The sequence below is a fragment of the Burkholderia contaminans genome (genome assembly GCF_029633825.1).
GTDB lineage: Bacteria > Pseudomonadota > Gammaproteobacteria > Burkholderiales > Burkholderiaceae > Burkholderia > Burkholderia contaminans.
In genome coordinates, this window is sequence record NZ_CP090640.1 from 353035 (window position 1) to 365600 (window position 12566).

General features: G+C 68.3%; 12 protein-coding genes. 9 read left to right on the forward strand and 3 right to left on the reverse strand.

The window, feature by feature from the left end:
* The first annotated feature begins 51 nt into the window (after positions 1-51).
* The 3 genes from pdxH (at position 52) to LXE91_RS01720 (ending at position 3357) form a co-directional block, all read left to right on the forward strand.
* Entirely contained in the window at positions 52-696 is a 645-nt protein-coding gene (gene pdxH / locus LXE91_RS01710; protein WP_039368316.1) for a pyridoxamine 5'-phosphate oxidase, read from the forward strand.
* 121 nt (positions 697-817) lie between these two features.
* Positions 818-2038, forward strand: coding sequence for an SAM-dependent methyltransferase (locus tag LXE91_RS01715; RefSeq protein WP_039368320.1), 1221 nt, complete (start codon positions 818-820; stop codon positions 2036-2038).
* Between the two features lie 23 nt (positions 2039-2061).
* Positions 2062-3357: a DUF72 domain-containing protein gene (locus LXE91_RS01720; protein WP_039368322.1), complete on the forward strand. Its 1296-nt coding sequence runs from the start codon at positions 2062-2064 to the stop codon at positions 3355-3357.
* A 39-nt stretch (positions 3358-3396) separates the two neighbouring features.
* Here LXE91_RS01720 and msrA read toward each other — a convergent pair whose 3' ends face one another.
* On the reverse strand, positions 3397-3957 hold the full coding sequence (gene msrA / locus LXE91_RS01725) for a peptide-methionine (S)-S-oxide reductase MsrA (RefSeq protein WP_039368324.1): 561 nt from the start codon (positions 3955-3957) through the stop codon (positions 3397-3399).
* Between the two features lie 580 nt (positions 3958-4537).
* On the opposite strand from msrA, the gene LXE91_RS01730 reads away from it, so the two are divergent.
* The 3 genes from LXE91_RS01730 (at position 4538) to LXE91_RS01740 (ending at position 7420) form a co-directional block, all read left to right on the forward strand.
* The gene (locus LXE91_RS01730) at positions 4538-5944 is read left to right on the forward strand and encodes a selenium-binding protein SBP56-related protein (protein ID WP_039368326.1); all 1407 of its coding nucleotides are present in this window, start codon (positions 4538-4540) and stop codon (positions 5942-5944) included.
* Complete coding sequence (locus LXE91_RS01735) at positions 5941-6606, forward strand: hypothetical protein (RefSeq protein ID WP_039368328.1); 666 nt, start codon at positions 5941-5943, stop codon at positions 6604-6606. The genes LXE91_RS01730 and LXE91_RS01735 overlap by 4 nt, the downstream gene beginning before the upstream one ends.
* Positions 6607-6910: 304 nt before the next feature.
* A complete protein-coding gene (locus LXE91_RS01740) occupies positions 6911-7420 on the forward strand; it encodes a flavin reductase family protein (RefSeq protein ID WP_039368331.1) in 510 nt (169 codons plus the stop codon).
* On the opposite strand, the gene LXE91_RS01745 is transcribed toward LXE91_RS01740, so the two are convergent.
* Entirely contained in the window at positions 7407-7907 is a 501-nt protein-coding gene (locus tag LXE91_RS01745) for an Lrp/AsnC family transcriptional regulator (protein WP_006477992.1), read from the reverse strand. The two genes, LXE91_RS01740 and LXE91_RS01745, sit on opposite strands and share 14 nt — an antisense overlap.
* 130 nt (positions 7908-8037) lie before the next feature.
* Here LXE91_RS01745 and kynB point away from each other — a divergent pair, with 130 nt between their 5' ends.
* The 3 genes from kynB (at position 8038) to kynA (ending at position 10972) form a co-directional block, all read left to right on the forward strand.
* Positions 8038-8679: an arylformamidase gene (gene kynB / locus LXE91_RS01750; RefSeq protein WP_039368336.1), complete on the forward strand. Its 642-nt coding sequence runs from the start codon at positions 8038-8040 to the stop codon at positions 8677-8679.
* A 28-nt stretch (positions 8680-8707) separates the two neighbouring features.
* On the forward strand, positions 8708-9961 hold the full coding sequence (gene kynU, locus LXE91_RS01755) for a kynureninase (protein ID WP_220497516.1): 1254 nt from the start codon (positions 8708-8710) through the stop codon (positions 9959-9961).
* A 78-nt stretch (positions 9962-10039) separates the two neighbouring features.
* Positions 10040-10972: a tryptophan 2,3-dioxygenase gene (gene kynA / locus LXE91_RS01760; protein WP_039368343.1), complete on the forward strand. Its 933-nt coding sequence runs from the start codon at positions 10040-10042 to the stop codon at positions 10970-10972.
* A gap of 30 nt (positions 10973-11002) precedes the next feature.
* Here kynA and LXE91_RS01765 read toward each other — a convergent pair whose 3' ends face one another.
* Positions 11003-12400, reverse strand: coding sequence for an MFS transporter (locus LXE91_RS01765; RefSeq protein ID WP_039368346.1), 1398 nt, complete (start codon positions 12398-12400; stop codon positions 11003-11005).
* Positions 12401-12566: the final 166 nt, after the last annotated feature.

Consider the following 12566-nt stretch of genomic DNA (forward strand, 5'->3'; position numbering starts at 1 on the left):
CGTTTCATGCGCGTTGGCTACAATGGTTCCAGATTGAAGCGTTTGCATAACATGACGACTCTCGCCGATCTCCGCATCAATTACTCACGTGCTTCGCTCGACGAAGCCGACGTCGCCCACGACCCCTTCGCCCAGTTCGACCGCTGGTTCAAGGAGGCGCTCGCCGCCAAGCTGCCCGAGCCGAACACGATGACGCTCGCGACGGTAGGCGACGACGGCCGGCCGTCGGCACGCATCGTGCTCATCAAGGGCGTCGACGAACGCGGGTTCGTCTTCTTTACCAATTACGAAAGCCGCAAGGGGCGCGATCTTGCCGCGCACCCGCAGGCCGCGCTGCTGTTCTACTGGATCGAGCTCGAGCGCCAGGTGCGCATCGAAGGCCGGATCGAGAAAACCAGCGCGGAAGAAAGCGACCGCTATTTCGCGTCGCGCCCGCTCGGCTCGCGCATCGGCGCCTGGGCGTCGGAGCAGAGCGCGGTGATCGACAGCCGCGCGACGCTCGAAGCGCAGGAAAAGGCCGTCAGCGAACGCTACGGCGACAACCCGCCGCGCCCGCCTCACTGGGGCGGCTACCGCCTCGTGCCCGACTCGATCGAGTTCTGGCAGGGCCGCCCGTCGCGGCTGCACGACCGCCTGCTCTACACGCGCGACGCCGGTACGTCGCACGGCTGGTCGATTTCGCGCCTGTCGCCTTAAGCGCGGCGCCGGCGCACGCCGGTCGTGTCTCGTGTTGCATCCGGGCGCCCGCCTCGCAAGCGGCGGGCGCCGGTCAAGATACTTGGCTGTATTCGATTCAACGAACAAACGGAGAATCCAAATGTTCTGGGAAAAGAAGCTGGCACAGTGGGCGGACGAAGTACGGGCGAAAGCGAACATACCGGCGCGCCTCGTGCTGTGGAACGGCGATCAACTCGATTTCGGCACCTTCAGCGCGCCGCAGGTCACGCTGAAGGTCAACAGCGCGTCGGCGTTGCCGCTCCTGCTCGAACCGAGCCTCGACAATCTCGGCGAGGCGTACGTGAAGGGCAAGATCGACATCGAGGGCAAGCTGTCGGACATCATCAACATCGGCTACTCGCTCGCGCGCAGCACGGTGACGAGCGCGAGCAAGCTGGCGCGCGTGAAGCGCTACTTCAATCACTCGAAGAGCACCGACAAGAAGGCGATCCAGTATCACTACGACGTCTCGAACGAGTTCTACAAGCTGTGGCTCGACGAGAACATGGTGTACTCGTGCGCGTACTTCGAGAACGGCGACGAGGATCTCGCCACCGCGCAGATCAAGAAGATCGACCACATCCTCACCAAGATCCGGCTTCAGCCCGGCCAGCGCCTGCTCGACATCGGCTGCGGCTGGGGCGCGCTCGTGCTGCGCGCCGCGCAGAAGTTCGGCGCGCAGTGCCTCGGCGTCACGCTGTCGCAGAACCAGTTCGACCTGGCAACCGCGCGCGTGAAGGCCGCCGGGCTGGAAGACAGGATCGAGATCCGGCTGCAGGACTACCGCGAGATCGACGGCCAGTTCGACCGCATCACGAGCGTCGGGATGTTCGAGCACGTCGGGCGCAAGAACCTGCCGCTCTATTTCTCGCGCATCCACGACCTGCTCGCCGACGACGGCATCGCGATGAACCACGGCATCACGTCCACCGACGCGGAAAGCGGCGAGACGGCGCTCGGCGGCGGCGAGTTCATCGACCGCTACGTGTTCCCGGACGGCGAACTGCCGCACATCAGCCTCGCGCTGGAAGCCGCACAGCGCGGCGGCCTCGAAGCGATTGACGTCGAAAGCCTGCGGCGGCACTATGCGCGCACGCTCGATATCTGGACGGAAAACTTCGAGGCGAAGGCCGACGCCGCGCGACAACTCGTCGACGACGAAAAATTCCGTATCTGGCGCGTGTATCTCGCCGGCTGCGCGTATGCATTCGAGCACGACGACGTGTCGATCTTCCAGATCGTGTGCCGCAAGGCCGGGCAGAGCGCGAAAACGCTGCCGTGGTCGCGGCGCTATATGTACGAACACGCGCTGCCGCGCTAGGCGGCGCTTCACGCTGGGCATGCATGGGTGACGGCAGGACGCGGCGCAAGGCGCCGCCGGAACGACGAGAGCACGACGATGCGGACGCGCCGCACGCCGACGGGCAATTCGACCTGTTCGGCGTGCCGGCCGACACTGCACGCGCGTCGCCCGACAACGATGGCCCGCCTGCCGATTCAGACGGACAGGTGAACCCGGACGCGCCTGACGACGCGCAGCCGGTACCGCGCATCCGCACCCACCCCCGTTCTTCCGACGAAACACCGCCCGCCGCTTCCGGCCTGCTGTGGGACGAGCCGTCCCCGCCCGCTGAGCCGCCGAAGAAAGGCCGGCGCCGGCGCGGCGTGCTGCCCGCGCCGATCGCGCCGGATGTGGCCGACGCAGCGGCCGGCCTGCCGCCGAACGTCCGGCTCGGCACGTCGTCGTGGACCTTCCCGGGCTGGGACGGCATCGTCTACGACGGCGATTTTGCTCAGACGAAACTCTCGCGCGAAGGGCTCGAAGCGTACGGCGCGCATCCGCTGCTGAAGAGCGTGAGCCTCGACCGGTCGTTCTACGGCCCGCTGTCGGTGGCCGACTACCTGCGCTACGCGCAGCAGGTGCCCGACGATTTCCGCTTCGTCGTGAAGGCGCCGGCTTCCGTGACCGACGCGGTGATCCGCGGCCGGCGCGGCGAACCGTCGGGACCGAACCCGACCTTCCTCGACGCGGATCTCGCCACCCGGGAATTCGTGCAGCCGTGCGTCGAAGGGCTCGGCCGGAAAGCCGGCGTGCTCGTGTTCCAGTTCTCGCCACTGCCCGACCCGTTGCTCGCGCAGCCGGCCGAACTGATCGACCGGCTCGCCGCGTTCTTCGCGGCGCTGCCGCCGCTGCCGCCGGAAGCCGACTGCACCCGCTACGCGATCGAGATTCGCGACGCGAGCCTGCTCACGCCGCGCTTCATCCGCGCGCTCGCCGCGCTCGGCGTGCGCTACTGCGTCGGCCTGCACGCGCGGATGCCCGACCCGCTGCGCCAGGCGGCCGCGCTCGCGCTGCTCGACGGCGACGCGCCGGGCCCGCTAATCGTGCGCTGGAGCCTGCACGGCGGCTTCAAGTATGAACAGGCGAAAGCGAAGTACGAGCCGTTCGACAAGCTCGTCGACGAGGATCCGGCCACGCGCTCGGCGCTCGCCGAACTGGCCGCGCGCTATGCGCTGGCCGGGCAGCCGGTGATCATCACGATCAACAACAAGGCGGAAGGCTCCGCGCCGCTGTCGTGCATCGCGCTTGCGCGCGAGATCGCCGCCGCGTGCGCGCAGTGGCGCAACGAGGCGGCTTGATACCCGCCTGATACCGGCTCGCGCCGGACGTGGTCGCGCTTACGCGCCGCGCAGCGACTTCAGGCGGTGCGAGAACTTCTGACGGAATTTCGCGAGCTTCGGCCCGATCACGACCGAGCAGTAGCCCTGCCCCGGGTTACGCGCATAGTAGTTCTGGTGATAATCCTCGGCCGGCCAGTAGTTGTCGTCGAGCGGCGCGACCTGCGTGACGATCGGCTGCCCGAACACCTGCTCGCGCTCCAGTTCGCGGATCACGTCGAGCGCCGTGTCGCGCTGTGCGTCCGAATGGGTGAACACGACCGAACGGTACTGCGTGCCGACGTCGTTGCCTTGCCGGTTCAACTGGGTCGGATCGTGCGTCGCGAAGAAGATCTCGAGGATCTCGCGATAGCCGATGCGTGCCGGATCGAACGTCACGTTGACGACTTCCGCGTGGCCCGTATCGCCCTCGCAGATGTCGCGATAGCCGGGATTGCGCGTATGGCCGCCCGCGTAGCCCGACTGGACGGCCGTCACGCCGTCGACGTCGAGAAACACCGCCTCCGTGCACCAGAAACACCCGCCTCCCAATGTCGCCGTTTCAAGCATCTCGTTCACCATGAAATCAGTCCCTCGTTGATGTCGGTAGCCGGCGCGCATCTGCCGGCGCCACCGTTCCGTCTCGCCGCTGCCCACCCGCGTGCGGGTCGCAACGGCACTTCGGCAAGTATCTCACTCGCGCGCGAACCTGACAGAGCGCACAGGTGCCGCGCGCGACCGGCCGCCCGTTTTCTCGACTACACTTAGGCACGCGCGAGCGCGGCGGCAAACCTGCTGTCTCGCGCAACGCACCCGATGCATGCCCGACCCTGATGCAAACATCATCTGCCGGAACATCGCTATGCATGCCTTAACAGACATCACCCGCGTCACTCGCCCGGACGTCGCCGCGTCGCGGGCCGCGGCTTCGATCGCATCACCCCCTTGCCGCGCATCCGCCTCGCTCCGCGTTCGGCGATCCGGCACACCGCGTCTTTCCGCTTTCACGATCTGATGCACGGCGTCGCACGCTCACCGACGCGTGCATCCGCCTGCCGATCGCTCCCGCCGGCGTGATGCGCGCCGTGCGGCAACCCGGATTCGCACGCCCACGACGAACGGCCGTGCGACCACGATCCGACACCATCGAGAGGGCATCACCATGAGCATGCGGCCTGACCCGACTTTTCACGCTTCGCCGGAACTTGCGATGCAGGCGCCGCCCGAAGCGTTTGCCTATACGTTGTTGCTGAGCCCCGATTTTTCCAGACCCGACGCGCTCGCCGTGATCGACGTGAAGCCCGGCTCGTCGACCTACGGAAAAATCGTGCACACGGTGACGATGCCGAACACCGGCGACGAGTTTCACCACTTCGGCTGGAATGCCTGTTCGTCGTCGCTGTCGCCGCTGACCGGCCATGCGTTCCTCGAACGCCGCTTCCTGATCATCCCCGGCCTGCGCTCGTCGCGCATCTACGTGATCGACACGAAGCCGCACCCGACGCAGGCGCGCATCCACAAGATCATCGAGCCCGACGAGGTCTTCTCGAAGACCGGCTATTCGCGGCCGCACACCGTTCATTGCGGGCCCGAGGGCATCTACGTGAGCACGCTCGGCGGCGCGGGCAAGGACGGCACCGACGGCGCGCCCGGCATCTTCATCATGGATTGCGAGACCTTCGACGTGCTCGGCCGCTGGGAGATCGATCGCGGCCCGCAGGACAAGCACTACGACTTCTGGTGGAACCTGCCGCGCGACTACATGGTGTCGAGCGAATGGGCGCTGCCGCCGCAATTCGAGAACGGGATCGTGCCCGAGGACCTGCTCGCGAACAAATACGGGCACCGGCTGCATTTCTGGGACCTGCGCGCGCGTCGCAACGTGCAGACGATCGATCTCGGCGCGCAGCACCAGATGGCGCTCGAAGTGCGGCCCGCGCACGACCCGGCGCGCGAATACGGGTTCGTCGGCGTCGTGGTCGACACGACCAATCTCGAAGGCTCGATCTGGACGTGGTGGCGCGAAGGCGGCAAGTTCCATGTGAAGAAAACCGCGACGATCCCCGCCGAGCCGGCCGCGGCCGACGAACTGCCGCCGCTGCTCAAGGGATTCGGCGCGGTGCCGCCGCTCGTGACCGACATCGACCTGTCGCTCGACGATCGCTTCCTCTACGTGTCCTGCTGGGGCACCGGCGAGATGCGCCAGTACGACGTGTCGGACCCGCACAACCCGGTGCTCGCGGGGTCGGTCCGCATCGGCGGCATCGCGCGCCGTGCGCCGCACTCGAACGGCCGCACGTTCGCCGGCGGCCCGCAGATGGTCGAGATCAGCCGCGACGGAAAACGCGTGTACTGGACCAACTCGCTCTATTCGACGTGGGACGACCAGTTCTATCCGGACGGCGTGCCGGGCGCACAGGTGCTCGCGCACGTGGGGCCGGAAGGCGGGCTGACGCTCGCCGACGATTACTGGGTCGAGTTCCCCGACGGCTATCGCGCGCACCAGATCCGGCTCGAAGGCGGCGACTGCTCGACCGACTCGTTCTGCTATCCGTCGGTCAAGCGTTGAACACCGGCTTGCACGCCCCGTTCGCGCTGTGGGCGGCCGTGCTCGCGAGCGGGGTGTATCACGGGCTCAACCCCGCGATGGGCTGGCCGCTCGCGGTGTCGAACGCGCTGATGACGCGCCGCGGCGGCGCGCTCGTCGCGGCGCTCGGCTATCTGGCGCTCGGCCATGCGCTTGCGGTCTTCGCGGTGATGCTGCCGTTCGGGCTGCTCGCCGCGCTGCTCGCGTGGCAAACGGCGATCCGGATCGGCGCGAGCGCGCTCGTGATCGGCTTCGGCGCCGTGCTGCTGATCCGGCGCCGGCATCCGCGGGCGCTTGCGCGGATTCCGCCCGCGCGGCTCGGCCTGTGGTCGTTCGCGGTCGCGATCGCGCATGGCGCGGGGCTGATGCTGGTACCGATCTACCTGGGGCTGTGCGGGCTCGACCGGGACGCCGGCCATCGCGCGGCGGCCACGCTCGTCGATGCGCATCTCGGGATGGCGCTCGTCGTCGCGGCCGTGCATGCCATCGCGATGATCGGCGCCGGCGGCGGGCTCGCGTGGCTCGTGTACCGCTATCTCGGGCTGAAGTTCGTATCGCGGAGCTGGTTCAATCTCGACGCGGTGTGGGCGTCGAGCCTGATCGTGACGGGCGCGTTGTCGCTCGGTCTGGCGGCGGCGCGATAGTGCGGGGAGACCTGCGGCCGAGGTCGAGCACGGGTGCCGGGCGGCGCGGCGGCCCCGCACGAACGACACGACAGGACGGCCGTGCCGGCAACGTGCCATTGCGCATCCGTCGGCGCGCCGCAGTGTTCGCTACGTCACCCTGCCCCCGCAATGCGCCGTCCGGCCGGGCCCGGCGGCCCCGATTCCGCTAAAATCGCGCCATGCGCACCCCTTCCTCCTCGACCGCCTTGTCGCCTTTCGTCCGCCGTGCCCGCCCTGCCCGCGTCGCGCCGCGCCCGCCCGTCTCGTTCCGGATGGCCGCGCGATGAGCCACGCCAATCCTCCGGATTTCGACTCGGCCGCCTTCCGGCAAGCACTCGGCCAGTTCGCCACGGGCGTGACGGTGATCACGACGCGCGCACCGTCCGGCCAGCTGATCGGCATCACCGCCAGCTCGTTCAACTCCGTGTCGCTCGATCCGCCGCTCGTGCTGTGGAGCCTCGCGCACAAATCGGCGTCGACGCCCGTGTTCCGCGGCAACAGCCATTACGTGGTGAACGTGCTCGCGGCATCGCAGCTCGACCTGTGCAAGCGCTTCTCGACCTACAAGGGCGATCGCTTCGAAGGAATCGCGCATGCGGCCGGCAACTCTGGGATGCCCGTGCTCGACGGCGCGCTCGCGTGGTTCGAATGCCACAACCGCAGCCGCTACGACGAAGGCGACCACGTGATCTTCGTCGGTGAAGTGGAGCGCTGCGGCGTGCGCGCGGAATCCGACACGGCACCGCCGCTCGTGTTCCACGGCGGCGGCTTCCACGGCCTTACACCGCTTTGATCGCCCCCGTGCGCGCCAGCCCGACCGGCGCGCCGGCTTCATCCTTCAGCGTCTGCAGCACGATGTTCGAACGGATGTCCATCACGCCCGGCGCCTTGTAGAGCCGGTTCAGCACGAAATCCGAATAGTGCTTGAGGTTGTGCGCGAGCACGCGCAGCAGATAGTGGCTTTCGCCCGTCACGACGAACGCGCCGACCACCTCCGGCCATTCGCGCAGCGCTTCCGCGAAGCGCTCGTGCCATTGATTCTCTTCGTTGCGCATCGACACCTGAACGAACGCCTCGAGCTCGAAGCCGAGCTTCTCGCGGCTCAGGCACGCGCGATAGTGCTCGATCACGCCCTGCTCCTCGAGCAGGCGCATGCGGCGCAGACAGGCGGATGGCGAAAGCGAAATCCGTTCCGCCAGGTCGAGATTGCTGATTCTGCCCTCTTCCTGCAGTACCGCCAGAATCCGGCAGTCGGTGGCATCGAGCGTGATCGCGTGCATTTTTGGTCCCCGTTTTCCCTCTGAGTCGAATTATCTGCCAATCGGGCGGATTGTCCATGTTTATTTCGCAAGCACTTTCTACGAGCGTCCACCTATCATTCGAAGGACCGACTCACCGAATCGTCATGCCATGGACACCCTCTGGGACATCTCGCCGCCTGTCAGCCCCGCCACCCCCGTATGGCCGGGCGATACGCCGGTTTCCGTCGAACGCGTGTGGCGGATGGAGGCCGGCTCGCCGGTCAACGTCGCGCGCCTGACGCTGTCGCCGCACACGGGCGCGCACTGCGACGCGCCGCTGCACTACGACGCCGACGGCGCGCCGATCGGCGCCGTGCCCCTCGACACCTACCTCGGCCCGTGCCGCGTAATCCATTGCATCGGCGCATCGCCGGTCGTGCAGCCGGCCGACGTCGCGGCCGCGCTCGACGGCGTACCGCCTCGCGTGCTGCTGCGCACCTGTGCGCGCGCCAGCGTCGACGAGTGGGACAGCCACTTCTGCGCGGTCGCGCCGGAGACCGTCGACCTGCTCGCCGCGCACGGCGTGAAACTGATCGGCATCGACACGCCGTCGCTCGACCCGCAGGAATCGAAGACGATGGATTCGCATCGCCGCGTGCGCGCGCACCGGATGGCAATCCTCGAAGGCATCGTGCTCGACGATGTGCCGCCCGGCGACTACGAACTGATCGCACTGCCGCTGAAATTCGCGACGCTCGACGCGAGCCCCGTGCGCGCGGTGCTGCGCGCGCTGCCCGCGCGCGCCGCCTGATTACCCCGACCTACGACCTCACATCATGATGATCAAGACCCGTGAAGACGCGCTCGCGCTCGACCGCGACGATGCGCTCGCCCCGCTGCGCGACCAGTTCTCCCTGCCCGACGGCGTGATCTACCTCGACGGCAACTCGCTCGGCGCGCAGCCGCGCGCATCGGCCGCCCGCGCGCTGCAGGTGATCGACGCCGAATGGGGCGAAGGCCTGATCCGCAGCTGGAACACGGCCGGCTGGTTCGCGCTGCCGCGCCGTCTCGGCGACAAGCTCGCGACACTGATCGGCGGCGCGCCCGGCGAGACGGTCGTGACCGATACGATCTCGATCAACCTGTTCAAGCTGCTGTCGGCGATGGTGCGCCACCAGGCCGAGCGCGCGCCCGAACGCCGCGTGATCGTGTCGGAGCGCTCGAACTTCCCGACCGACCTGTATATCGCGCAGGGGCTGATCGAGCAGCTCGGCGGCGACTACGAACTGCGCCTGATCGACGACCCGGCCGACCTGCCCGGCGCGCTCGGCGCGGACACGGCCGTCGCAATGATCACGCACGTGAACTACCGCACCGGCTACATGCACGACATGCCGGCCGTCACGCAACTCGTGCACGACGCCGGCGGGCTGATGCTGTGGGATCTCGCGCACTCGGCCGGCGCGGTGCCGGTCGACCTGAACGGCGCACGCGCGGACGGCGCGGTCGGCTGCACGTACAAGTACCTGAACGGCGGCCCCGGTTCGCCCGCCTTCGTGTGGGTGCCGCATCGTCATCACGCGCACTTCTCGCAGCCGCTGTCCGGCTGGTGGGGCCACCGCGCACCGTTCGCGATGCAGCCGGGCTTCGCGCCCGATCCGGGCATCGCACGCTTCCTGTGCGGCACGCAGCCGATCGTGTCGATGTCGATGGTCGAATGCGGGCTCGACGTGTTCCTGCAGACCGACATGCACGCGATCCGCCGCAAGTCGCTCGCGCTGACCGATGCGTTCATCGCGCTCGTCGAAGCACGCTGCGCGGGCCTGTCGCTGAAGCTCGTCACGCCGCGCGCGCATCACCAGCGCGGCTCGCAGGCGAGCTTCGAGCATCCGCACGGCTACGAAGTGATGCAGGCGCTGATCGCGCGCGGCGTGATCGGCGACTACCGCGAGCCGTACGTGCTGCGCTTCGGTTTCACGCCGCTCTATACGCGCTTCGCCGACGTGTGGGATGCCGTCGAGACGCTGCGCGACATCCTCGCCACCGACGCGTGGAAGGCGCCCGAGTTCGCCGAGCGCGGCGCGGTGACCTGATCGGCCTTGCCCGGCGCGCGTGAGCCGCGCGCCGCGCCCCGTCATTCAAATCTGGAGAGAGTCGTGAATTCTGGTCATATGCAGCCACCCGGCGGCGACGCGCCGGCGGGCTGCCCGTTCTCGGGCGCACGCGCCGCGCATTCGGCACAAGCGGCCCCGGCCGCGCACGAAGCATCGCACGTGCCCGGCGATGCCGGCTGGCACAACGCGCAGCTCGATTTCTCGAAATCGATGAGCTACGGCGACTACCTGTCGCTGAATTCGATCCTCGACGCGCAGCATCCGCTGTCGCCCGATCACAACGAGATGCTGTTCATCATCCAGCATCAGACGAGCGAGCTGTGGATGAAGCTCGCGCTGTTCGAGCTGCGCGGCGCCCTCGACGCGGTGCGCACCGACGCGCTGCCGCCCGCGTTCAAGATGCTCGCACGCGTGTCGCGCATCCTCGAACAACTGGTGCAGGCGTGGAACGTGCTGTCGACGATGACGCCGTCCGAATATTCGGCGATGCGCCCGTATCTCGGGCAATCATCGGGTTTCCAGTCTTATCAGTACCGGCAACTCGAATTCCTGCTCGGCAACAAGAACGTGCAGATGCTGCAGCCGCATGCGCATCGGCCCGACATCCTCGAACAGGTGCGTGCGACGCTCGAGGCACCGTCGTTCTACGACGAAGTCGTGCGCCTGCTCGCGCGGCGCGGCTTCCCGATCGCGGCGGAGCGGCTCGAGCGCGACTGGACCCAGCCGACCCGGCACGACGAGACGGTCGAAGCCGCGTGGCTCGAGGTGTACCGTCACCCGCAGCAGCACTGGGAACTCTACGAGATGGCCGAGGAACTCGTCGATCTCGAGGATGCGTTCCGCCAGTGGCGCTTCCGTCACGTGACGACCGTCGAGCGCATCATCGGCTTCAAGCAGGGCACGGGCGGCACGAGCGGTGCGCCGTACCTGCGCAAGATGCTCGACGTCGTGCTGTTCCCCGAGCTCTGGCACGTGCGCACCACGCTGTAACGCACCACTCGCCCCCGGGCCCGCCCGCCGTCACGACGACGTGCGGGCCAGCTCCTCCCCTTCGCGCGGCTGCACGGCCGCGCGCGACAGTCGCGGGATATGCCGTCGCACGACGAGCAGCGCGACGCAGACAATCCCCATCGCGATCGCCAGCATCGTCAGATAGGCCGTGGCGCCGCCCGTGGTGATCACGATCGCGCCCGCGAACGCACTGAGGATCGCGCCGAGCCGGCCGAACGCGAGTGCGCTCGCGGTGCCCGTCGCGCGCACGGCCGTCGGGTAGATGTACGCACAGAGCGCGTACATCGTCGACTGCACCGCGTTGACGAACAGTCCGTGCAGGCCGAGCCCGACGATCAGCCAGCCCGTGTGGCGGCCCGCATCGACACCCATCAGCCACACCGCACTCGCCGCGCCGCCGATACTGCACAGCACGAGCGGCCAGCGCGACCCAGCGTGCGCGATCGTCCACGCGCACAACAGCGCACCGATCACGCCGCCGAGGTTGTACGCGGTGAGCCCCGTCCCCGCGACCGACACGCTCAGCCCGCTCGCCGCCAGCATCGTCGGCAGCCAACTGAACGCCGCATACACGGCAAGCAGGCACATGAAAAACGCGCACCACAACGCGATCGTGTCGCGCGCGTGGCCGCTCGCGAACAGCGCGCCGAAGCCGCCGCGGCCGCCTGCCGTGCGTGCGTCCCTCATGTCGGTGAAGGCGGTGCCCGGCGCGACGGACCGCTCCATCCGCGCGAGCAGCGCGCCGAGTTCCGGCCAGCGCGCGGGGCGCCGCGCGAGATAGCGCGGCGATTCGGGCAGCGCACGCACGAGCACGAAGCCGAGCACGAGCGGCAACGCGCCGCCCGCAAAGAACAGCCCGCGCCAGCCGTAGCGCGGCAGCACCTCGTGCGCGAACAGGCCGGCCAGCATCCCGCCGAGCGGCACGCAGACGATCGTCGCGGTCACCATCATCGTGCGACGCCGCGCAGGCGTGTATTCGGCCGTCATCGTCGTGGCCGTCGGCAGCGCGCCGCCAATCCCGAGGCCTGCTATGAAGCGCAGCACCGCGATCGCGGTGACGTCCGGTGCGAAACCGATCGCGCAGGTCGCGATGCCGAACAGGAACACGCTGCCGATCACGGCCTGGCGGCGGCCGAAGCGGTCAGCGACGATCCCCGCGCACGCACTGCCGATGCCCATCCCGATCAGCCCGGCCGCCACCGCCGGCGCGAACGCGCCACGCGTGATGCCCCATTCGCGGATCAGCACCGGAATCGCGAAGCCGATCAGCTGGCCGTCGAAGCCGTCGAGCACGATCGCGAGCGCGGCGAGCAGCACCACGCAGCGCTGCATCGTCGTGAACGGCCCGTCGTCGAGCGTCGCGCCGATGTCGACGGACGGTGGCGGCAATCCGTCGCGCGTGCTCATGCGACCTCCCGTGTACCGCGCTTACGCGGCAACATGCGCGAGCGGCGCGCGGCAAGACAACGGCATTCGATGGCGTTCATGGCGTCTCCATTTGCCCGGGCTGGCGCGGTAGCGCGTGCCCGGATCTCGTGCTGCGCAGGCGGCTGGTGTCGACGCATCGGCGCCG